The organism is Sphingobium limneticum (assembly GCF_008710155.1).
Taxonomy (GTDB): domain Bacteria; phylum Pseudomonadota; class Alphaproteobacteria; order Sphingomonadales; family Sphingomonadaceae; genus Sphingobium; species Sphingobium limneticum.
The window spans coordinates 26,092-47,719 of sequence record NZ_VYPZ01000021.1; the positions used below are offsets into that span (position 1 = coordinate 26,092).

21 protein-coding genes and 1 other annotated feature are annotated in these 21,628 nt (G+C 64.1%); of the genes, 5 read left to right on the plus strand and 16 right to left on the minus strand.

Annotation, left to right across the window (positions count from 1 at the left end; genetic code table 11):
• Positions 1-53: 53 nt before the first annotated feature.
• The 3 genes from F4U94_RS18360 to F4U94_RS18370 are packed head-to-tail and all read right to left on the minus strand — an operon-like array spanning position 54 to position 2,264.
• Positions 54-1,826 (minus strand): DUF885 domain-containing protein, encoded by a 1,773-nt coding sequence (locus F4U94_RS18360; protein WP_120250449.1) that lies wholly within the window; start codon positions 1,824-1,826, stop codon positions 54-56.
• Between the two features lie 43 nt (positions 1,827-1,869).
• Complete coding sequence (locus F4U94_RS18365; protein ID WP_120250450.1) at positions 1,870-2,073, minus strand: DUF5818 domain-containing protein; 204 nt, start codon at positions 2,071-2,073, stop codon at positions 1,870-1,872.
• 5 nt (positions 2,074-2,078) lie between these two features.
• Positions 2,079-2,264 (minus strand): DUF1328 domain-containing protein, encoded by a 186-nt coding sequence (locus F4U94_RS18370; RefSeq protein WP_120250451.1) that lies wholly within the window; start codon positions 2,262-2,264, stop codon positions 2,079-2,081.
• A 168-nt stretch (positions 2,265-2,432) separates the two neighbouring features.
• On the opposite strand from F4U94_RS18370, the gene F4U94_RS18375 reads away from it, so the two are divergent.
• Entirely contained in the window at positions 2,433-2,882 is a 450-nt protein-coding gene (locus F4U94_RS18375) for a PA2169 family four-helix-bundle protein (protein WP_170271962.1), read from the plus strand.
• A 113-nt stretch (positions 2,883-2,995) separates the two neighbouring features.
• On the opposite strand, the gene F4U94_RS18380 is transcribed toward F4U94_RS18375, so the two are convergent.
• Positions 2,996-3,994 (minus strand): 2-hydroxyacid dehydrogenase, encoded by a 999-nt coding sequence (locus tag F4U94_RS18380; protein ID WP_120250453.1) that lies wholly within the window; start codon positions 3,992-3,994, stop codon positions 2,996-2,998.
• Positions 3,995-4,097: 103 nt separating this feature from the next.
• Between F4U94_RS18380 and F4U94_RS18385 the strand changes: the two genes are divergently transcribed.
• Positions 4,098-4,595, plus strand: a complete 498-nt coding sequence (locus F4U94_RS18385; protein WP_120250454.1) for an SH3 domain-containing protein — start codon at positions 4,098-4,100, stop codon at positions 4,593-4,595.
• A gap of 96 nt (positions 4,596-4,691) precedes the next feature.
• Here the strand turns inward: F4U94_RS18385 and F4U94_RS18390 are convergent, their stop codons facing one another.
• From F4U94_RS18390 to F4U94_RS18405, 4 genes are all read right to left on the minus strand, one after another.
• The gene (locus tag F4U94_RS18390) at positions 4,692-6,182 is read right to left on the minus strand and encodes a SulP family inorganic anion transporter (RefSeq protein WP_120252094.1); all 1,491 of its coding nucleotides are present in this window, start codon (positions 6,180-6,182) and stop codon (positions 4,692-4,694) included.
• A 66-nt stretch (positions 6,183-6,248) separates the two neighbouring features.
• Positions 6,249-6,304 (minus strand) — a sequence feature (sul1 is cis-regulatory element that is thought to sense ions involved in sulfur or methionine metabolism; They are found in Alphaproteobacteria).
• Between the two features lie 153 nt (positions 6,305-6,457).
• Positions 6,458-7,765, minus strand: coding sequence for an amidohydrolase family protein (locus tag F4U94_RS18395; protein ID WP_427771310.1), 1,308 nt, complete (start codon positions 7,763-7,765; stop codon positions 6,458-6,460).
• Positions 7,762-9,159, minus strand: a complete 1,398-nt coding sequence (locus F4U94_RS18400) for an amidohydrolase (RefSeq protein WP_120250455.1) — start codon at positions 9,157-9,159, stop codon at positions 7,762-7,764. The genes F4U94_RS18395 and F4U94_RS18400 overlap by 4 nt, the downstream gene beginning before the upstream one ends.
• Positions 9,156-10,664 carry a peptide MFS transporter gene (locus F4U94_RS18405; RefSeq protein WP_427771308.1) on the minus strand — a complete coding sequence of 503 codons (1,509 nt, stop codon included), beginning with the start codon at positions 10,662-10,664 and terminating at the stop codon, positions 9,156-9,158. Before F4U94_RS18405 ends, F4U94_RS18400 begins: the two co-directional genes overlap by 4 nt.
• Positions 10,665-10,823: 159 nt before the next feature.
• On the opposite strand from F4U94_RS18405, the gene F4U94_RS18410 reads away from it, so the two are divergent.
• Entirely contained in the window at positions 10,824-11,402 is a 579-nt protein-coding gene (locus tag F4U94_RS18410) for a nitroreductase family protein (protein ID WP_120250457.1), read from the plus strand.
• A gap of 73 nt (positions 11,403-11,475) precedes the next feature.
• Positions 11,476-11,820 (plus strand): GntR family transcriptional regulator, encoded by a 345-nt coding sequence (locus F4U94_RS18415; RefSeq protein ID WP_120250458.1) that lies wholly within the window; start codon positions 11,476-11,478, stop codon positions 11,818-11,820.
• A 45-nt stretch (positions 11,821-11,865) separates the two neighbouring features.
• Here the strand turns inward: F4U94_RS18415 and F4U94_RS18420 are convergent, their stop codons facing one another.
• The 8 genes from F4U94_RS18420 to F4U94_RS18450 all read right to left on the minus strand — a co-directional run bounded on the left by F4U94_RS18420 (position 11,866) and on the right by F4U94_RS18450 (position 21,084).
• Positions 11,866-13,893 (minus strand): tetratricopeptide repeat protein, encoded by a 2,028-nt coding sequence (locus F4U94_RS18420; RefSeq protein WP_120250459.1) that lies wholly within the window; start codon positions 13,891-13,893, stop codon positions 11,866-11,868.
• A 5-nt stretch (positions 13,894-13,898) separates the two neighbouring features.
• Positions 13,899-15,263 carry a PEP-CTERM-box response regulator transcription factor gene (gene prsR, locus F4U94_RS18425; protein ID WP_120250460.1) on the minus strand — a complete coding sequence of 455 codons (1,365 nt, stop codon included), beginning with the start codon at positions 15,261-15,263 and terminating at the stop codon, positions 13,899-13,901.
• The gene (prsK, locus tag F4U94_RS18430; RefSeq protein WP_120250461.1) at positions 15,263-17,335 is read right to left on the minus strand and encodes an XrtA/PEP-CTERM system histidine kinase PrsK; all 2,073 of its coding nucleotides are present in this window, start codon (positions 17,333-17,335) and stop codon (positions 15,263-15,265) included. The genes prsR and prsK overlap by 1 nt, the downstream gene beginning before the upstream one ends.
• Before the next feature lie 13 nt (positions 17,336-17,348).
• Positions 17,349-18,737: a TIGR03013 family XrtA/PEP-CTERM system glycosyltransferase gene (locus F4U94_RS18435; protein WP_120252096.1), complete on the minus strand. Its 1,389-nt coding sequence runs from the start codon at positions 18,735-18,737 to the stop codon at positions 17,349-17,351.
• A gap of 238 nt (positions 18,738-18,975) precedes the next feature.
• Positions 18,976-19,248: a hypothetical protein gene (locus F4U94_RS18440; RefSeq protein ID WP_120250462.1), complete on the minus strand. Its 273-nt coding sequence runs from the start codon at positions 19,246-19,248 to the stop codon at positions 18,976-18,978.
• Between the two features lie 52 nt (positions 19,249-19,300).
• A complete protein-coding gene (locus tag F4U94_RS18445) occupies positions 19,301-19,966 on the minus strand; it encodes a sigma-70 family RNA polymerase sigma factor (RefSeq protein ID WP_120250463.1) in 666 nt (221 codons plus the stop codon).
• Between the two features lie 117 nt (positions 19,967-20,083).
• Positions 20,084-20,215, minus strand: a complete 132-nt coding sequence (locus F4U94_RS25395) for a hypothetical protein (protein ID WP_269462537.1) — start codon at positions 20,213-20,215, stop codon at positions 20,084-20,086.
• A gap of 77 nt (positions 20,216-20,292) precedes the next feature.
• Complete coding sequence (locus F4U94_RS18450; protein WP_120250464.1) at positions 20,293-21,084, minus strand: response regulator; 792 nt, start codon at positions 21,082-21,084, stop codon at positions 20,293-20,295.
• 276 nt (positions 21,085-21,360) lie between these two features.
• Between F4U94_RS18450 and F4U94_RS18455 the strand changes: the two genes are divergently transcribed.
• Entirely contained in the window at positions 21,361-21,612 is a 252-nt protein-coding gene (locus F4U94_RS18455; RefSeq protein ID WP_120250465.1) for a NepR family anti-sigma factor, read from the plus strand.
• The last annotated feature ends 16 nt before the right edge of the window (positions 21,613-21,628 follow it).

Here is a 21,628-nt window from a genome sequence, read left to right on the forward strand (position 1 = left end):
AAACTGCGGCTTTTGCCATTAGTCTGAGTAAAGAATGGACTTTAGTAGGACGGTTAACTCCGCGCCTTCTCCGCCGCGATCCACCCGTCGATCTGGCTTTCCAGCACAGTGAGCGGCACCGCGCCCTGCGCCAGCACCGCATCATGGAAGCGACGCAAGTCGAATTTCGGTCCCAATGCCGCCTCCGCCTTCGCCCGCAGCGCCCGGATCTTGATTTCGCCCAGCTTGTAGCCCAGCGCCTGCCCTGGCCAGCTGATATAGCGATTGACCTCGGCATCGATATTCGCGTCGGACAGCGCGCTGTTGCTCTTCATGAAGGCGACCGCCTTGGCCTTGTCCCATCCCTTGGCATGGATGCCGGTATCGACCACCAACCGACAGGCGCGCCACATTTCGTAGGACAGGCGCCCCATCATCTTCTCGGGCGTGTCGTACAGGCCCATTTCTTCGCCCAAATATTCGGTATAGAGCGCCCACCCCTCCACATAGGCGGTAAAACCCGCCAGATATTTGCGGAATGGCGGCAACGGCAATTCCTGTTGCAGCGCGATCTGGTTGTGGTGGCCCGGCACCGCCTCATGCGCGGTCAGCGCCGGTACTTCCCAGAAAGGGCGCTGGTCCAGCTTCGACGTATTGACCCAATAGGTGCCGGATATGCCGCTCTCCGGCGCGCCCGGCCCATAATAGGCCGTCGTCGTGCCTTCCGCCTCGGCCGCCGGGATCGGCTTCAACCCATAGGGCAATCGCGGCAACGTGCCGAAATAGCGCGGCAGCAGTCCGTCGATCGTCTTGGCCTGCCGCGCCGATACGCGCAGCAATTCCTCGGGCGTCTTGGCATAATAGGACGGATCGGTGCGCAGATGCTGGATATAGGCCGCGCGGCTGGGGTATCCGGCCTTGGCCGCAATCTCGTCCATCCGCTTGCCGATGCGCGCGACTTCATCCAGCCCGATCTGATGGATCTCTTCCGGCGTCAGGTCGGTCGTCGTATGCGCCTTCACACGGGCCGCATACCAGGCCGCCCCGCCCGGCAGGGCCGACGCGCTATCGCTCTTGCGGCAATGGGGCAGATAGTCGGTCACGAACAAATCATGCCATTTGCGATATTCCGGCGTCAGCACATCACGGATGATGGTAACGGCCCGCGCCTGCATCGCACTCCAGTCCGCGTCGCCGATGTCGCGCGGCTTGGCCCGCGCGAACGGCTCGTAGAAGCGCGTCTCCTCCGGCTTGCCATCCACGATGCCGCTGATCGTCCCGGCATAATTTTGCAGCACCGAACAGGGCTGGACATAGCCGCCCTTGATCGCCTGCCGCGTGATGGCCAGCGCATCGCCATTCATCTTGGGATAGAGCGCCAACCGCTTCAGATAGCTGTCATAATCGGCGCGATTGTAGAAAGGCAGGCCGTCCGCCATGCCGGAAAAGCCCTGATGCCAGCCATAATAGGTCGTAAACAGCATCAACCGCTCGGCCGGATGCTTGTCCCCATCGATATCGTCGCGCAGCATCCACAGAAGCACGTCACGGTTCACCCGGTCGGCCGCATCCAGCTGTTGCGCGGGCACGGCATCCAGCCGGCTGACGAAGCCTTGCTCCGCCTTGATCTGCGCATCGCGCGCACCCAGCGACATATCGGAAATGCGATCGTCATACGCGCGCACGCCCCGCGCCGTCGCCTCGACAGGATGGGTCGACAGATACCAGGCCCAATGATCGTCGATGATCCTGGTCAATTGGTCGTGGGGCGCCGTCTGCGCTGGCATCTGGGCATGGGCCAGAACCGGCACGGAAATAGCGATGAGGAAAGAAAGAATCTTGCGCATGGACGCAATGGATCGCGCGTCCCACCGCTTTTGGCAAGAGGCGTCAGGCCGCAGCCACGCCCTCCGCTTCGACTATGCCATCACCGGCATAATAGCCCTGCACCCGCACCCGTTTCTCGACATGATCCACGGGCACGCGCAGCAGGACGAGGCGGTAACTCCCGCCCAGATCACGCTGGAGCAGAAAGCCGGCCTCATCGCGCAGCAATCTGCCTGTCTCATCCACTCCAGCGCCAATCTCTATCATAGGCGTCAGTCTATAGCATCCTTGATGCCCTTGCCAGCCAGCACGCCCAGCACCAGGAACAGCACGAACACGGCAATGGCGATGAAGAACAGGATCTTGGCGATACCGACGAAGGTGCCCGCCGCGCCGCCAAAGCCGAGCAGTGCCAGTACCGCGGCAATGACGAGGGAGATGATCGCAAGCTTGATCATGGAAATATCCTTCCTTGGGAGGTGATGGTCCGTTCAACCGACGATAACGCCACTTGTTCCACCTGCGGCACAAAGATGGATAACGGGAAATTAAGGTCGATTATCAGGCGCTTGATTGAACAATCGCCGCTGCCGATCGGTTGTTGCCTGATCGAAAAGGAGACCAAGATGTCGAGCAATCATGCCATCAGCAAACTGGACGACCTGATCACCACCTTGATCGACAGCGTGAAGGGCTATGAACATAGCGCCGACAAGGTGACGTCGACCGAATATCAGATCCTCTTCCGCGATCTGGCCGGCGAACGGACCAAGGCGGTCGATCTGCTCCAGGCGCGCAGCCGTGCGCTGGGCGGCAAGCCCAATGAGTTCGGTTCCACCGCCGGCACCGTGCATCGCCGGCTGGAGGATATTTTCGTGGCGCTGGGCGGCGGAGACAAGGCCGTGATCCACGCGATCGACCGGGGTGAAGATTATCTGCGCGAGGAATTTGAGCGCGTGCTCAAGGATGAGGCGATCGACGCGGAAACCCAGGCCGCCGTCCGCCACGCCCATGAATCGGTGGCGCATGGCCATATGGTCGTGACCGGCCTCAAGGACCAATTGGCCACCGCGTGATCGCGAACCGATTGTCTTTAAAAGCAACGTCATCCTGAACTTGTTTCAGCATGACGATTTGCGGAAGACCCTGCCATGGGAGCCCAACCGAACGGCGGTTCCGCCCGGTCGCCTTAGACCCACCCCTCCAAAACCTGATTGGGCGGGCGATGCCCGTCCACCCAGGTGCGGATATTGGCAATGACCCGCGCGCCCGTCGCGTCGCGTCCCTCGAACGTCGCCGACCCCATATGCGGTGACAGCGCGACGTTGGGCAGCGCCAGCAACCGCTGATCGATGGCCGGCTCATGGGTGTAGACGTCGAAACCGGCGCCCGCGATGCGCCCTTCGTCCAGCGCCGCGATCAGCGCCTGCTCGTCGGTAATCTCCGCGCGCGACGTGTTGATCAGATAGGCGTGCTGCTGCATCAGCCCGACCCGCCGCGCATCGATCAGCCCGCGACTATCGGCATTGAGCGGACAATGGATCGACACGATGTCGCTCCCGGCCAGCAACGCGTCCAGATCGCCATGCCATTCCGCTTCCAATTCCTGCTCCACCTCGAACGGCAGGCGATGGCGGTTGTGATAGGCGATCGACAGACCGAAGGCGCGAGCCCGGCGGGCGACGGCCCGGCCGATCCGCCCCATGCCGATAATGCCCAATTTCTTCCCGCCGATGCGATGACCCAACATGCCGGACGGGCTCCAGCCGCGCCACTCGCCCGTCCGCACCAGCTTCTCCCCCTCCGCCAGCCGGCGGGGGACGGACAGGATCAGCGCCATCGTCATGTCCGCCGTATCCTCGGTCAGCACGCCGGGCGTATTGGTGACGATGATGCCCTTCTTCCGCGCCGCCGTCAGGTCGATATGATCGACCCCGCTGCCGAAACTGGCGATCAGTTGCAACCGCTCCGGCGCGCCCTCGATCAGGGCGGCGTCGATGGGATCGCTGATGCACGGGACCAGCACGTCGCACTGCGCCATGGCATGGGCCAGGTCGGCGTGGCTCATCGCAACGTCGCCGACATTGAAACTGGCGTCGAACAATTGGGCCATGCGCGCCTCCACATTGGGCGGCAGGCGGCGCGTGACGATGACGCGCGGCTTAGCGGGGCGCTGTTTTTTGGCCATGACTAGGCCGCTATTCCTGCCCACGCGCCCGGTCAAGCGGATATGGCGCAACCGGCAAGATCAGCGCTTGTCGCGGCGGCCCGGCAGGGAGTAAGGGAAAGCCATGGGTGACATCGGCAATGGGTCTGGAATGAAGCGTCTGCTGCTGGGCGCGGGCATGGCTGCGGCGCTGGCCATGGGCGGCGCTGCGCTGGCCGGGCCGGCCAAGAAGGTGCCCTATTGGGCGTCCCTCTCGCATGACGAGGCGCGGATGCGCGTCGGGCCAAGCCTGGATTATCCCTCCAACTGGATCTATCGTCGCCGCGACCTGCCGGTGAAGGTGGTGCAGGTGCTGGGCCTGTGGCGCAAGGTGGAGGATGCCGACGGCGCGCAGGGCTGGATGCACGTCCGCCTGCTCAGCGACACGCCGACCGCGATCGTCCGCTCCGAAGAAGCCCCCTTGCGCGAATCCGCCAGCGACGGCGCGCGCGCGCTGTTCCGCGCCCAACGCGGCGTCGTGGGCCGGCTCAGCGATTGTTCGGGCAGCTGGTGCGCCTTCGATGCGAAGGGGCAGCGCGGCTATGTGAAGACCAGCGATATCTGGGGCGCGACCGACAAATAGGATCGCGCCCTGTAGGATATTTTCTTACGCAAATAGGACATGATATTACGCGTCGGCCCGACGCGCTCACGCGATAGGACTGTCCAACTCGCTGTCTCAATGCGGCGTAGCGCCCAGTTCCACCCCGGTCTTGTCATGCACGGCAAAACGGTCGATCAGGTCGGCGCTGGCCCGGTTATAGCCGACCACCTCGACCTGCCGTCCATCCCCGCGCAACCGCGCAACCACCTTGTCGAGCGCCCCTACGCCTGAAATATCCCAGAAATGCGCGCTGCTCACGTCGATCAGGATAGGGCCAGCGCCATCCTCCGGCCGGAAGGCGCGGGTGAAGCGATCGACCGATGCGAAGAATATCTGGCCGGTGACGCGATAGACCGTCCGCCCGTCCGCCTCGCTCCGTTCGACCGCGAACATGCGCTGCACCTTGCCGGCAAAGAAAATGCCCGACAGCAGCACGCCGACCAGCACGCCCAGCGACAGGTCGCGCGTGGCAAGCACGACGGCCACCGTCACCAGCATCACCACCGAAGACGTCGGAGGATGACGGCGCAGGTTCGGGATCGAATTCCAGCTGAACGTGCCGATCGACACCATCACCATCACCGACACCAAGGCCGGCATGGGCAACAGCCCCACCCACGGCCCCAGTACGGTGAGCAGGAACAGCAGGAAACCGCCCGCCACGAAGGTCGAAAAGCGCCCGCGCCCGCCCGACGTCACATTGATGACCGACTGGCCGATCATCGCGCATCCACCCATGCCGCCAAACAGCGCGGCGACGATATTCGCTCCGCCCTGCCCCATCGCCTCACGCTTCTTGTCGCTGTCCGTATCGGTCATGTCGTCGACGATCTGCGCCGTCAGCATGGATTCGAGCAGCCCGACGGCCGCCATCGTCACCGAATAGGGCAGGATGATCCGCAGCGTGTCCAGCGTCAGCGGCACATGCGGCAGGGCAAAGCTGGGCAGCCCTTCCGGCAGCTTGCCCATGTCGCCGACGCTATGCACCGGCAGGCCCAGCCACAGGCCGGCCACGCTCAGCACCACGATCGCCACCAGCGGCGAAGGCACCGCCTTCGTCACACGCGGGAACAGGTAGATGATCGCCAGCCCCGCCGCGACCATCGCATAAGTGTGCCAGCTGACATGGGTCAGTTGCGGCAGTTGCGCCATGAAGATCAGGATGGCGAGCGCATTGACGAAGCCGGTAATGACCGATCGGGACACGAACTGCATCAGCAGGTCCAGCCGCAGCAGCCCGGCCGCGATCTGGATCAGGCCCATCATGATGGTCGCTGCGAACAGATACTCCACGCCATGCTGCTTCACCAGCGGCCCGACCAGCACGGCGACGGCGGCGGTCGCGGCGGAAATCATCCCCGGCCGCCCGCCGATCAGCGCGATCGTCATGGCGATCGCGACGGAGGCATAGAGGCCGACGCGCGGATCGACGCCGGCGATGATGGAAAAGCCGATGGCTTCGGGAATAAGCGCCAGCGCGACGACGATCCCGGCCAGCGCATCGCGCCGGGCGGAGGTAAAGTCGACAAACCACTGCCGACGGTAGCGGGTCAGGAGATCGGTCATAGAAAATCCACAACAAGGCACATGACGCCGCAACGAAGGCGGCGCATCGGGTTGGATCATGTGGGATGTTGTCCGGCGGATCGGCGGCCGGAATAGCCACCCGGAATTTCACCGGGTCCATGCGAATATCCCGCCCTTAGCGGAAGATACAGCCAAGGATCAAGATACCCCTCTCCCCAGAGGGGGAGAGGGCTGCGCAGACTTGGTAGCTTGCTGCCTAGTCGAAGCTGGGTGAGGGGGAAGCGACGTTACACTGATGCAGCCCCCCTCTCCTCTCACCACTCATACGCTTTGGGCATCGCCCCTTCGCTTGGGCTGGCATAGCGGTCGCGCAGCTTGGTCTGTCGGTTTTCCAGCGGTTGCTGCACGCCGTCGATCCACACCGAAACCGGCGCCGACGTCATTTCCAGCGGATCGCCGTCCCATATCACCACATCGCCCGCCTTGCCGGCCTTCAGCGACCCGAACCGGTCGCCCAGCCCCATCGCCTCGGCCGGGGCCGATGTGATAGTGCGCAGCGCTTGCCCCCAGCTAAGCCCCGTCGCGCCCGGCACCTTCGTGAGCGCCACCATATTGCCAGCCTGCTGCGTCGCCGCGCGCAGTTGCAGGGCATCGTCGCCCGTCAGCAGCCCCATCGAAACACTGACGCCCGCCTTCACCATCCGCCCGACGTTGCTCTGGGTCGCGGCCAGCTTCTCGAAGCTCGACGGCAGGTCTTCCAGCCCGGCCGTAATGACCGGCACCTTGGCCGCCACGATCTGCGGCGCGACCATCCAGCCTTCGGTCGCCCCTGCCAGGATCAGTTTCAACGCCGGGAAATCCTGCCGCAGCGACAGTACGGTCAGGATATCCCGTGCGCTTTCGACATGCACCATCAGCGGCATCGCACCGGTGACGACCGGTACCAGCGCCTCGGCATCGACCCGGTTCAGCAGCGCATCGCGCGACCGGCCATCATAGCTGGCTGGCGCCTTCGCAAATGCCTGCGCTTCCCGCAACATCATGCGGAATGTCAGAACTGTCGCCGCGCGACTGCCGCCGGCATCATCCTTCCCCTCCTCACCCATCTCCACATATTGGAAGGCACGGGCCTTGGTAATGGGCGTCATGTCCGCGCCCAGGTCGATCACCGCGCCCTGCCCGGCGAAGATCCCATTACCAGCCGCAGGCACCACCACCGCGCGGGTCACGCCGGCGGTGCGGCTGATCGCAATCGGATTGGCGAGCGGATTGATCGCGGGCGCGACGTCGATCGCGGCGGAGAATGGCGATCGGGCCGCGCGGGTATCATTGGTTTCCTTCACCCCCGGCACTTCGGCCAGACCCACGCGGGAAAAGCCCGACACGATACCGGGCGTCACCCATTTACCGCCTGCATCGATCGTCTTCGTTCCCGCCGGCACGGCCACGCCAGCACCCGCCGCAACCACCTTGCCAGCGGTGATGACCACCGTGCCGTTGCGAATCGGCTCCGACCCGTCCCCGATCGCCAGCGTGGCGCCGGTGATGGCGACGGACTGGGCCAGCGCGGAGGTGGAAATGGCTATGGCCAACATTGCAAGAACCGTTCGCGTCATGCTCATTTCACGTCTCCCGCGCCGATCTGGCCTAGTTCGAAATCACTCACCGGCCGCAGCTTGGGATTGCCGCTGTCATACATCAGCGCCCCGTCGATCCACACCTTCTCCGGCCGCGTATAGGTGCTGAACGGATTGCCGTTCCACAGCACGACGTCGGCCATCTTGCCGACCTTCAGGCTGCCGGTCTGGTCGGCAATGCCCATCGCCTTGGCAGGGTTGATCGCCAGCCAGGTCCAGGCGACCTCATCGGAGATATTAATCCCCATGCGCCGCCCCGCGCCCAATGCCTTGGCCGCTTCCTGATTCAGGCGCTGGATGCCGTCCTGATCGTCGCTATGCACGATCGCGCAGGCGCCAGCCTGCTGCACCAGCGGGACATTTTCCTTGATCCCGTCATAGGCTTCCATCTTGAAGCCGTACCAATCGCCCCACATGGCCGAACATATGCCGTTTTCACGCAGCAGGTCGGCGATCTTGTAGCTTTCGACCGCATGGTGGAAGGCGGTGATCTTATAGCCGAACTCCTTCGACATATCGATCACATTGGCCATCTCGTCCGCGCGATAGCAATGATTGTGGACCAGGATCTTGCCTTCCAGCACATCGGCCAGCGTCTCCATGCCCAGGTCACGGGTCTGGTCCTTCCCGGCGGCGCGCTTCTTCTGATACTCCCGCGCCTTGATCCAGGTCTGGCGATCAACCGCCATATTGCCCATGCGGGTGCTGGGTTCGCGTCCCTTGGCGCCATAGACGCGCTTGGGATTTTCGCCACAAGCCATCTTCAACCCATAGGGTGCGCCGGGGAATTTCATTCCCTGCTGGGTGCGGGCGGGGACATTCTTCACCGTCACGCTGCGCCCGCCGAACAGATTGCCCGATCCGGGCAGAATCTGGAGCGTCGTCACGCCGCCATTGGCCAGCGCCCGGCCGAAGCCGGGATCTTGCGGCCAGATACTATGTTCGGCCCACACATGGGGCGTCACCGGCGACGTCATTTCATTGCCATCCGACAGCGCATCGACGCCAGGGGAAGCATAGACGCCCAGATGGCTGTGAATGTCGATCACGCCCGGCGTCACATATTTGCCGGTCCCGTCGAACACCGCGATATCGGCCGGGATCGGCGTATCCGGCCCGCCGATCGCGACGATCCGGCCTTCGTTCAGGAAGACCACGCCCCCGTCGATGCGCCCACCTTCCCCGTCGAAGATGGTCGCATTGCGGATCACCGTCGGCCGCCCCGGATAGGGCTTGTAGGTGGAGGGATAAGGATTGTCCGGCTCGGCCGACGATCCCTGCGCAGCGGGCGGCACCTCCTTCTCCTTCTTTGCCGCGACCGGGCCGGCGGTCCCCGCCAGCAACGCCGCGATCAGCAGCATCTTGCCGCTCATGTTCATGCCTTTTCCTCCGAACCGATCAGATCGAGATGCATCAGCCGCTTCACATAGGGGGAGACGAGCAGCACCAGCCCCCCCACCACGATCGCGAACCAGCCGATGCGGGTATAGACGTCCAGCACCTGCGTGACGTTACCCGCCTCGCCGCTCCCCGTCGCGCGGGCGATCAGGCCCGCGATGAAATTACCCGCCGCCATGGCCAGGAACCAGGTGCCCATGACCAGCCCGACCATCGACGACACCGACAGGCGCGTCATGGCGGACAGCCCCACCGGCGAGAAGCAGAGTTCGGCCATGGTGTGGAGCAGATAGATCAGGAAGACGAAGATGACCGGCGTGAGATTCTCGCCCGCCATTGCCGCGCCCGCGACCAGCACGAGGAAGCCCGCGCCGCACAGCACCAGCCCGATACCGAATTTGGCGGGAGAGGACGGCTCCAGACGCCGCTTGTCGAGGAAGGTCCACAGCACCGCAAAGAGCGGCGCGAGCAGGATGATGAAAACCGAATTGACCGACTGGAACAGGGATGCAGGCACTTCCCACCCCAGCATGCTGCGGTCGACATTGCGGTCGGTAAAGATGTTGAGCGACGATCCGGTCTGCTCGAACAGGCCCCAGAAGAGCGGATTGAGCGCGATCAGGAAGAGCGCGGCGAACATGCGATCGCGATCGACCTTGCCCAACGTACCGACCGTCCGCCACACGATATAGACGACGGTCAGCGCCGAAAAACCGAGCAGCGCATAGCCCAGCAATTCGGCGTAGCGAATGACCAACCAGATCGCCGCCACGCCCAGCGCCGCGGCCAGATAGATGGTCCATTCCTGGCTCAGCCCGGTGGCCGTGCGCGCGCGCAACTGTTGCGGCGCGGGCGGCTCACCCTTGCCCAGCAGCCAGGGTTTCAGCCACACGAACATGACCAGCCCCGCCAGCATGCCGACGCCAGCCGCGCCGAAACCCCAGCTCCAGCCCCATAGTTCGCCCAGCAGACCGCAGACGACCGGCCCCAGCATCCCGCCCATGTTGATCCCCATGTAGAAGATGGAGAAGGCGGGATCGCGGCGATGATCGTCGCGGGCGTAAAGCTCGCCCACCAGCACGGAAATATTGGCCTTCAGGAAACCGGTGCCCACGATGATGGACGCCAGCGCAAGGTAGAAGCCATTGAGGAACAGCGGATCCTGTCCGCCCGGTCCCTCGGTAATGGCGATCAGGAAATGGCCGATGGCGATGAACACGCCGCCGACCAGCACCGCCTTGCGCGGCCCCAGAAACCGGTCGGCCAGATAACCGCCGATGACCGGCGTGATATAGACCAGCGAGGTATAGGCGCCATAGAGGAGATACGCCTTATCCTCGCCGAAGAGGAAATGTTTGGTGAGGTAGAAGATCAGGATGGCGCGCATCCCGTAATAGGAGAAACGCTCCCACATTTCCGCGAAGAAGAGCAGATACAGCCCGCGCGGATGGCCGAGCCAGGTTTTCCCTGCCTCGGCAGAAATCATGTCCGAAGTCGCCATTCGGCACCCTTTGCTTATTCTTGTGTCCGGCCCGCCATGCTGGGGGCCGCTTATGGGCGCGAACCTAGAGCGGATCGGTCCGCCCTGTCAAAAGGGCGCCTGAACCCTTGCGCCGAAGCGTTGGGCACGCCATCTGTCGGCACGATGTTCAACGACCTCTCCTCCCCGCTCGCCCTGCTCCAGACCCGCCGTTCCGGCAAACCGCGCGACCTGATCGCGCCCGGCCCGGACGACGCGCAACTGCGCCAGATATTGGAGGTGGCGCTGCGTACCCCCGATCATGGCAAGCTGGCGCCATGGCGTTTCGTCATCGTGCCGCAGGGCAAGCGCGCCGCCTTGGCCGACCTGCTGGAAACCGCCTACCGCGCGGAAAAGCCGGACGCCGGACGGCTGGAAATCGAAGCGATGCACCAGTTCGCCCATCAGGCACCCACACTGGTGGTGGCCCTGTCCACCCCGGTCGCGGGCAGCAAGATTCCGGTCTGGGAACAGGAATTGTCGGCGGGCGCCGCGATCATGAACCTGCTCCACGCCACCCATGCGCTGGGCTTTGCCGGCGGTTGGCTGACCGGCTGGCCCAGCTTCAACGACGATGTGCGTGACGCCTTTGGCAAGGACGGCGAAAAGATTGTCGGCTTCGTGTTCATCGGCACGTCCGGCAAACCGCAGGAAGAACGGCCCCGGCCAGAATATGACGCGATCGTATCGACCTGGGACAGATAATTATAACCGCAAAGCATTGCCGAACAACCTCTGCGGATTGACCCGCATGGCTGTATTATGGCACTGATGCACTATGGCCGACGAATCCAAACCCGTCTATCTCCGCCTGCGTGAGATTATCGCCGCCTCCATCCTGGATGGGGAATTTACCGATGGCGACCTGTTGCCATCGGTGCGAGCTTTTGCTGCGGCGCAGGGCGCCAATCCGCTGACCGTGGCGAAGGCTTATCAGAGTTTCCAGGATGACGGGCTGGTCGTGGTGAAGCGCGGCGTCGGCATGTTCGTCTCGGACGGCGCGACCCGCCGCCTGCGCGAAGCCGAACGCGAACGCTTCCTCGACAGTGTCTGGCCGCCCGTCGCAGAGCAGATCCGGCGGCTTGGCCTGCGGATCGACGATCTGGATCTGGCGAAAGCATAAACCGCCACATCCGTTCGCCCTGAGCTTGTCGAAGGGCGCTTGCCCTTACAGCGCCGCCAGCGCGTCCAGTGCATCCTGACGACCGGTAGCCGCCGCACGGCCCAGCGCCAGCTTCGCCTCCCCCTTGCGCCCCGCTGCGGCATAGGCCTGCCCCAGATGCAGTTGCAATGCAGGCGCTCCGGGCGCAAGCGCCACCGCCTTTTCCAGCAGGTCGACCGCCGCCGGCCCCTTCTCGCCGCTGCGCAGCAACACCCAACCGAACATGTCCGCCGTTACCGGATTGCCGGGCATCAACCGATAGCCATGCGCCGCATAGGCGCGCGCGGCGTTCCGATCGCCATCCTCCATCGCGGCGCGAGCGAGGTCCGCCATCAGCACCGCGTCATTGTCCCCAATCTGTGCCCGCACCGCCTGCAACATCCGTCGCGCGCCGCGCCAGTCCTGCGCCTGCATTGCCATGTCGGCGCCCACACGCTGAACCTCCACGTCATTGGGATTCTGACTCAGGGACAATTGCACCACTTGGCGCGCGCGCGGCGCATTGCCCGCACGAGTCCATGCGGCGGCCAGCCGCAGCGCAGCATCGCGATCGAACCGGATGTTGCCGGCTGCTTCATAAGCACGCGCCGCCTCCTGCGGCTGGTTCGCCGCGCCCAACGTATCGCCCAATATCAGCCAGGCATCGGGCGCACCGGGATTGGCACGGCTGAGCAATCGCGCCCGGGCCAGAGCATCACCATTGCGCCCGGTGCTGAGCAGCGCCCGGATATAGGGAATATTGTCGCGCGCGGTCGTGCTGCTGGCCGGCCCCGCACCGGATGCCAGCCCAGGGTCCGCCGCACTGGCGAATGAATCGCTCGACGCCCGCACCGGCCAGGCGGCCCGCGCCAGCATATCATCCGCCATCGCCCGGTTGCCCAGCGCCTCCTGCACCCGCGCGGCAAGCGTCAGCACATAGGGATCGGCATCCCGCTGCGCCACGATCGGCGCCAGCGTCGTCGCGGCGGATGCAAAATCGTCATTATCATATAATGCCCGCGCCAAAAGCGTACGCGCCGTGCGATTATCCGGCTGGGCGGCGACCAGTGGCGCCAGCGCCTCGGTCGCCAGCACCGGATTGCCATCCTGCAATTGCAATATGCCGCGCAGCAGGCGCGTCGCCGGCTCATCGTCCAGCCGGCCTTTGGTTCGCTCCAGCAGCTTGCGGGCCAGATCGCCCTGCCCGACCCGCGCCGCCATCACCGCCTGCATCATCCAGGCGCGCGGATTGGACGGGTCGAGTGCCAGAAGGCGGCGGGTCAGGCCCAGCATATGGCTCGCCTGCCCGGCATCCGCCAGGGTCGCGGCATATTGCTCCAGCGTCGGCACCGAATCCGGATTGGCGGCCAGTGCCCGCTCGAACCAGGGGAGCGAAGCAGCCAGGCCATATTGCGCGCGGGTCAGTTCGCCGCGCAAAGTCAGCGCCCTCGCATCGCCGGGCGCCAGCGCAACCGCGCGGTCGGCGGCCATGATCGCACCGGCCTGATCCCCCGCCACCATCTGCAACCGGCCTAGCTCGACCCAATTGGCAGGATCACCGGGCGCGTTAGCCAACGCATGTTGCAACGCCGCGCGCGCTGCCGGCAGGTCGCCCTGCCCCAGCATAGCCTGCGCGATCACGCGGGCCGCGACCACGCCCGCTTCCGGAGGCAAATCAGACGCGCGCGCCTCCTTCAGAGCGCCATCCATGTCCCCCTGCAACAGGAGCGCCTGCGCCATGATGGCGCGCGTCGCCGCCGGCGGCGACCCCAATGTTCGCGCACGTTCGACGGCCGCCTGCGCGCCCGCCCCATCGCCCAGATCGACCAGCGCCTGTGCTTGCGCCACATGGGCGGCCGTCGATCTGGGATCGCGCTTGATGGCGTTCATCAACTCGACCCGCGCCGTGCGCGCGTCACCCTTGTCGAGTGCGGCCAGACCGCGCGTCAGCGCCGCACTGCCATCGCGTTCATGCGCCCGCCATTGCAATATGCCAGTAGCACCTAGCGCCAGCAGCGCCACCCCGACAATCAGGATCAGACGGGACCGTCGCATCGGCGTCAGCCCTGCATCTGATATTGTTTGAGCAAATCATACAGCGTCGGCCGGCTGATCCCCAGCATCTTGGCCGCGCCGGAAATATTGCCATCGGTCCGCGCGATCGCACGACGGATCGCACGACGATCTGCCATTTCGCGCGCCGCCTTCAAATTCACGAGGTCGCCGCCCTCCGCCCGCTCATCGTCCAGGTCCAGATCGGCAGCGGTGATGAGTTTCCCGTCGGCCATGATGACCGCGCGCTTCATCCGGTTTTCCAGTTCGCGCACATTGCCCGGCCAGCCCCAGCCATCGAGCGCCGCCAGCGCATCGGGCGCCAGCCCCTTGACCTGCGGGTTCATGTCACGGGCGAAGCGCGTCAGGAAATGGCGGGCCAGCAACGCCGGATCGCCCGGCCGATCCTTGAGCGCCGGAATCCGCACCACGATTTCAGCAAGGCGGTAATAAAGATCCTCGCGGAAGGCACCGCCTTCGATCATCTGTTCCAGATTCTGGTGGGTCGCGCACACGATCCGCGTATCGACGGCGATGGGCTGACGCCCACCGATCCGTTCGATCACCCGTTCCTGCAGGAAGCGCAACAGCTTGACCTGCAAGGCCAGCGGAATGTCCCCCACCTCGTCCAGAAACAGCGTGCCGCCCTGCGCCTGTTCGATCTTGCCCGGCGTGGTCTTGATCGCGCCGGTGAAGGCGCCTTTCTCATGACCGAACAGTTCGGATTCCAGCAGCGTCTCGGGAATCGCGGCGCAGTTGATCGCCACGAACGCGCCACCACGACGTGGGCTGGCGTCATGCAGGCCCTGCGCCAGCAATTCCTTGCCCGTCCCGCTCGCGCCCAGCAGCAGAACGGACACCTGCGCACCGGCCACCCGCTCGATCGTGCGGGCGACCTTCATCATTTCGGGCGCACCCGAAATGATGCGCCCCAGCACCCGGCTGTCCTCCGGCGCGGTTTCGGCCAGCCGCGCATTTTCCCGCTCCAGCGCATGAACATGGAAGGCGCGACGGACGATCAGCCCCAGTTCGTCGATATCGACCGGCTTCTGGTAGAAGTCATAAGCCCCACCGGAAATCGCATCCAGCGCACTTTCCCGCGCGCCATGGCCGGACGCCACGATGATCTTCGTATCCGGCTTGATCTTCAGCATCTCCGCCAGCGTGGCAAAGCCCTCGCTGGTGCCATCGGGATCTGGCGGAAGGCCAAGGTCCAGCGTCACCACGTCGGGCGTTTCCGCGCGCAAAATCTCGATCGCTTCCTGCCGGTCGCCGGCAATGAACAGCTGATAATCCTCATAGGCCCAGCGCAACTGGCGCTGAAGGCCCGGATCATCCTCCACGATCAGCAATTTGGGGCGGGTGTCGCTCATCAGGCGGCCTTTTCTTGTGTATCGCTATGGGGCGCCAATGGCAGGCGCAATGTGAAACGGCTGCCCGCACCGGGCTTGCTCTCCACCTCGATCCGCCCACCCATGGCCTGCGCCAGGGTCCGCGCCTCGAACGCGCCCAGGCCAAAGCCTGCCGCCTTGCTGGAGGAAAAGGGCTTGAACAGGTCGCGGCGGATATATTCCGCGCTCATGCCCTTGCCCCGGTCGATGATGGCGACCACCGCCTCGCCCGCTTCGGCGGACAGGCGCAGGTCGACCGGGCTGTCGGCTGTGCTGGCGTCGATGGCATTTTGCAGCAGATGGATGACGATCTGTTCGACCCGCACCGGATCGGCCAGGGCCAGCGGCGCGTCGCCACTGACATGCACGGGATGCTGCCGCGCACGCGTACGGGCGACCTGCTGCAACAGGTCGATCAGCGCGACGGGGCGCGGCTCTTCCGCCTTGCCTTTGTTATGCTGGGACAGGCGGGCGAGCATGTCGTTCATCTTGCCCACCGATTCCTTGAGCGTCAGCACCATGTCGGCGCGAAATTCGGGATTGTCGGCATGGCGCTCTGCATTGCGGGACAGCAGCGACAATTGGCTCACCAGATTCTTCACGTCATGGATGATGAAGGCGAAGCGGCGGTTGAATTCCTCGAACCGTTGCGCGTCGTCCAGCGCCTGCTGGCCCTGCGCCTCACTGATATGCGTCGCGGCCTGTCGCCCGGCGGCACGCAACATGTCGAAATCCTCCCAGTCCAGCCGCCGGTCGATCGGCGGCGGGGCCAGCAGCAGCGCACCGATCATCCGACCATAATGGATCAGCGGCACCAGCGCCCAGAAGCGCCGCTCCTGCGTCATCCACTCGGGCAGGTCGAGTGCGCCCTCTCCGCTCTTGCGCCGACCCAGATCGACGATCCAACCGGTCTGCTCCAATTGCGCCACGATGCCGGGCGAGACCGTTCCGACATCGGACAGGTCGCCGGCCCAGTTCCATTGCGTCTCGAACGCCAACCCACCCTGCTCATCGCGCAACAGCAGCAGCGCGCCGGGCGAATCGGTGATGTCGGCCATCGCCTTCGCGACGCGCTGGCCGAGCGGCGCGGCATCCTCGCCCGGACGGCCTATCGTGTCGCCAAAACGCATCCATTCGGTGCGATAATCATAGCGATGCTGGAAGAAATGCTTGGCGACCTGCACCTTCCACAGCGCCCGGACCTGCGGCGAAGGCAGCAGCACCAGCGCGGTGACGGCGGTGAAGAAGACCGCTGCAATCTCCACCACGCGTGCATAGGGACCGGCGATCATCTCGATCAGGACGGCCGCAGCGGTCAGTACCGCGACATAGAGGGCCACCGCGACGATGGAGAGCGACTGAAAGGTAATGGCCCGCGACAATTGCAACCGCCCCGCCATCCCCTTGCGCATGCCCACCGCAATCACCGGCGCGATCAGCCCCATCAGCAACCCGCGCAGCGCGTAAAGCTCATTCACCCTATGCGGCGCGAACCAGCAGATCGCGTAAAGATTGAGGTCATAGGTCCACATCGCCGCCAGCGATCCCAGCAGCAGCGACACGCCGCCCCGCTCCCGCGAAGGCCAGGCGGTGTAAAGATGATGGACCAGCAACAGGCTGCCGATCGCCGTCATCATGCGCAGGATCAGCGAGCAGGTGACGAGCGCGTGATGCAGGTCGCTCGCGGGCGACAATTGCCGCCAGAGAAGGTCGGTAACGGTCTGCATCAGCAACAGGCCGGCCACCGCCAGATAGACGGCGCTGACCGCCATCGTCGGCCCTGCGCGGCCCACCGGCCCACGCCGCAGCATGACATACATGGCCAGCACCCAGGCGGCATTGCGGATGCTTTCGCCGACGCCCGACAGCGGCTTCGACACGCCACCGAAGGACACGTAGAGCGCCCAGCACGACGTCAGCAACAGGGCCGCAGCGAGCAGCCGCGGCTCTGGCGCCTCGTCTCGGCGACGGAGCAGAAAGATGCCCAGCGCCGCGAACAGCACCGCCGCCAGCGCATGGCCCCAGTCGCCGACAAATTGAAGGAGCGCACCCATGGTCGCTAACGCCTCAGCGCGCGCCGTCGGGCCAGAGCACGACCCGCAAGGTCTGGATCAGGATCAGCAGGTCCAGAAAGGGCGTGTAGTTCTTCGCATAATAGAGATCATATTCCAGCTTGTGCCGGGCATCCTCGATCGACGCGCCATAGGGATAGTTGATCTGCGCCCAGCCGGTGATGCCGGGCTTCACCATATGGCGTTCGGCATAATAGCGTAGATGCTGTTCCAGATCCTCGACGAACTGGCGCCGTTCGGGGCGCGGGCCGACGAAGCTCATCTCGCCCTTCAGCACCGTCCAGGTCTGCGGCAATTCGTCGATCCGCAGCTTACGCAGCCAGTAGCCGAGGCGCGTGATGCGCGGATCGTCCTTTTCCGCCCAGACCGCCTGCCCACCGACCTCCGCGTCCAGCCGCATCGTGCGCAGCTTCACGATCCAGAATTCCTGACCGAACAGGCCGACGCGCTGCTGGCGGTAGAAAGCCGGTCCCTTGGTATCGAGTTTCACCAATATGGCAGCAAGCAGGATGATCGGGCCGGTCAGCGCCAGCAGGATGGAACTGGCGATCACGTCGAACAGGCGTTTGGCGATGCTGGACAGGCGGCGGCCGGCGGAAAACCCGTCGGAAAAGATCAGCCAGCTGGGATTAACGCTGGCCAGGTCGACACGGCCCGTCTCACGCTCCAGAAAGCTGGACAGGTCGTTCACATGAACGCCCGTGGTCTTGATCCGCAACAGGTCGCTCATCGGAATGGCGTTGCGCCGCTCTTCCAGCGCCAGCACGACTTCGCTGGCGTTCAGCCGGACGACGAAGTCGGACAGGTTGAACACCGCATCGCGGTTGATCGCTTCGGGAATGACTTGCGGCCCGTCATTCATGGCGATGAAGCCCACCACCAGAAAGCCCGCGCCGCGCTTCTGCTCCAGATCCTTGATCCGGTTCGCCCGATTACCCGCGCCCAGTACCACCAGCCGCCGCTTGAACGCCTCCCCGCCCAGCATCGACCCAAGCAGCAGCCGCACAGTGACCAGCAGGGCAATGGCCAGCCCCATGGCGTAGAGCGAATTGGACCGCCACAGCGTCATGCCGGGCAGCAGGAAGTAGAGAACCGACAGGAAAATCACGCCCAGCGATACGGCCACCAGCAGGCGGGCAAAGGCGAATCGGATGGATTGCAGCGCTTCGGTGCCATAGACGCCGACCGCGATCATGCCGGTCTGGATCGCGACGGCGAAACTGATCAGCGGCCCCATACGGGTCATCACATGATCGACATCCATGCCGATCTGGCGCGCCCGCAATATCCAGCCCCCTTCGGCCGCGCAAAGCAGCAACGCGAAATCGAGCAGTCCCAGCAGCAGCACCGCATGCGGCACATAATGTTTGAACAGCCTTATCATCGTCACGCATATCCTGCTGGCCGCCATGGTGGCGCACCTTCGGGGGAACCGGATTTTCCTTACAGCAGCTGTAAGATAATCCGACAGTGGATACACACTGCCCGACAATGGCAAAGAAATGCTGAATCCTGGGGCAACTGTTTGCAGGAACCCGCCGCTGAGTGCTGGCGCGCCGTCGGGTACCGCACGATCACCAGATGGATGACGCGTCTATAAAAGAACGAAAATCAGATCCGCTTCAATGCTCGTTGCGCAGCGTGTCGGCGGCGTTCTGCGCCGCATCGCCCACGATCCGGGCCGCGTCGTCCACCGATCCGGCCGCATGCGTCAGCTTGTCAGCCTGCGCATCGCCGCGTCGCTCGTTGGTCATATAAAAAAAACCGATCGCCAGCACCAGCGCAACGGCGATCAGCGCGAAAACCACGCCACTGCCATGCGAGCGCCGGACGACGGAAATATGCGGTGATGGCGGGACTCGTTCGTCGTCCCGGCCAGAGGGCATGTCACCCATAGAGTCTCTCCTTGATCTCCGCATAACGGACAAGGGAAGCCGAACGTTCCGATCAGTCATCCTCATGGATAGTGTCGACGCTGCGGCCACGGCTCAGGCGATCGACATCGTCCATGATCTCGTCCAGCACCGCCGTGTCGGTGGTCTGCTGGGTACGACGGGACGGCAAGTCGCCGCTCTCCAATATCTGCTCCAGCGCAGCGCGACCGCGCGCCACGCGACTCTTGATCGTCCCGACGGCGACGCCGCAAATCTCGGCCGCTTCCTCATAGGCAAAGCCGCCTGCACCGACCAGGATAAGCGCTTCGCGCTGGGGCTGGGGCAGTTGCAGCAGCGCGCGCTGCATATCGCTCAATTCGACATGCTTGTCCTGTCCCGCCGGCGCGGCGAGGATGCGATCCGCCGTCAGATCGTCCCAATCGCCCCGGAAGCGCGACCGGCGCATCTGCGACAGATAATGGTTGCGCAGGATGATGAAGGTCCATGCCCGCATGTTCGTGCCGGCCTGGAAGCGATTGCGCGCCGCCCATGCCTTCAGCAGGGTTTCCTGCACCAGATCGTCCGCCACGTCCCGATTGCCGGACAGCGATCGGCCGAAGGCGCGCAGATGAGGGATTACGGCCGCGAGTTCGCGCTTGAAGTCCGAATCGGACAGCGTCGCGCGCTCTTCGATGCCGCTGATTTCGCTCTCGGCGACTGCACCAACGTCCTCATTCATGGGAACAACCCTCGTATCGGATTCTACATCCGCCGCATGAACCGACGTCGTCAAAGCCATAAGTGCATCCGTACCCTAAACCGATCACTGCCAAGAACCAACTTTCCGTTGCATCGCCTATCGCCAGATCACCAGCAGCATGGCGAGTACCGCCAGCGCCAGCGAGATGGCGAGTACGTAGCGCACCACATGGGGCGTGGCGCCTGCGCGCGCGTCATCGGTTGAGATATGTCTTTCCTGTCCGGTCATGACACGTCTCCCGATCGTTACGCATCATTAACGCAGCGCTCCGATCGGGGTTCCGTGACTTTCTGACCTCCCGCGCTTCAGGCGGGCGCGGTGGCCTCGTCGAAGAACAGCGCCTGCGAAATGGCGGCCTTCACCGTCGCGCGCTGGAACGGCTTGGTGATCAGGAAGGTGGGTTCCGGGCGTTCGCCGGTCAGCAATCGTTCCGGGAAGGCGGTGATGAAGATGACCGGCACCGAAAATTCGGCGAGAATGTCCTTCACCGCGTCGATGCCGCTGCTATCGTCCGCCAGCTGGATATCTGCCAGCACCAGGCCCGGCCGGTCGGCCAGCGCCTCACGCACCGCATCTTCGCGAGTGACAGCAATGGCGGTGACGTCATGGCCCAGATCGCGGACGATCGTTTCGATATCCATCGCGATGATGGGTTCGTCCTCGATGATCAGCACCTTCGCGCGGGTCTGCGCTTCGATCTCGCCCAATGCTTCCTCGACCAGCGCTTCCACATCGGCGCTGTCCAGGTCGATCAGATAGGATACGTCATCGACGGTGAAGCCTTCCAGAGCCGTCAGCAGCAGAGCCTGGCGCGGCAGCGGCGTCAATCGGGCGAGCCGCGCCTGGGCGATCGCCTCACGACCGTTGCCGCCCGAATTAGGCAGATCTTCGAGGTGCGAGGACGACCAGATCGCCTGGAACGTCTTGTACAGGCCAAGGCGCGGGTCGACATCGCTGGGAAATTCCTCCGGCGCCGCGACGATCGCTTCCAGTGCGGCACGGACATAGGCGTCGCCATGGTTCTGGCTACCGGTCAGCGCCCGGGCATAGCGCCGCAGGAACGGAAGATGGGGGTGCAGTTGCTGTCCAAGCGACATCGTCAAGTCTTCTCCCTGCCCGTTTGGGCATCATTGTCCCGAAGCATGGGAACGCCGCGAAGGATGGAATGTCCATGTCATTATGACAACCCCCCGTCGCCCCCATCGCCGCGCAGAGCTGTGCAGCGTAAAAAATGCTTCGGAGGACGGAACCATCGACAGACGGATTTGTTTCGCATCCACATGGTTTTTTCAACGATATCGTGATTTTCCTATGGATTGCACGGTTGTGCGAATTGACGTCATGACGCAAACCCGCGAAACGGGCGCGCCGGCATGGCGGAAATTGCTGCAGAGGGGCTGATTTTGGTTTCTTCAACGACGGAGCGGGGCGTGGCCGATGACGACAGAAATGACGTCCCACCTCCGGAAACAAAGGTGAAGGGCTCCGCCGCCCAACCCAAGCGCCGGTCCGGCGCTGGCAAGGAAGATGGCAATGTCTCTCATGCGTTGCGCACTGTTTACCAGCGCGCCGTGGAGGAAGATATTCCCTCCGAAATGCTGGATCTACTGAGTAAGCTGGACTGAGACGTTTATGATGGGG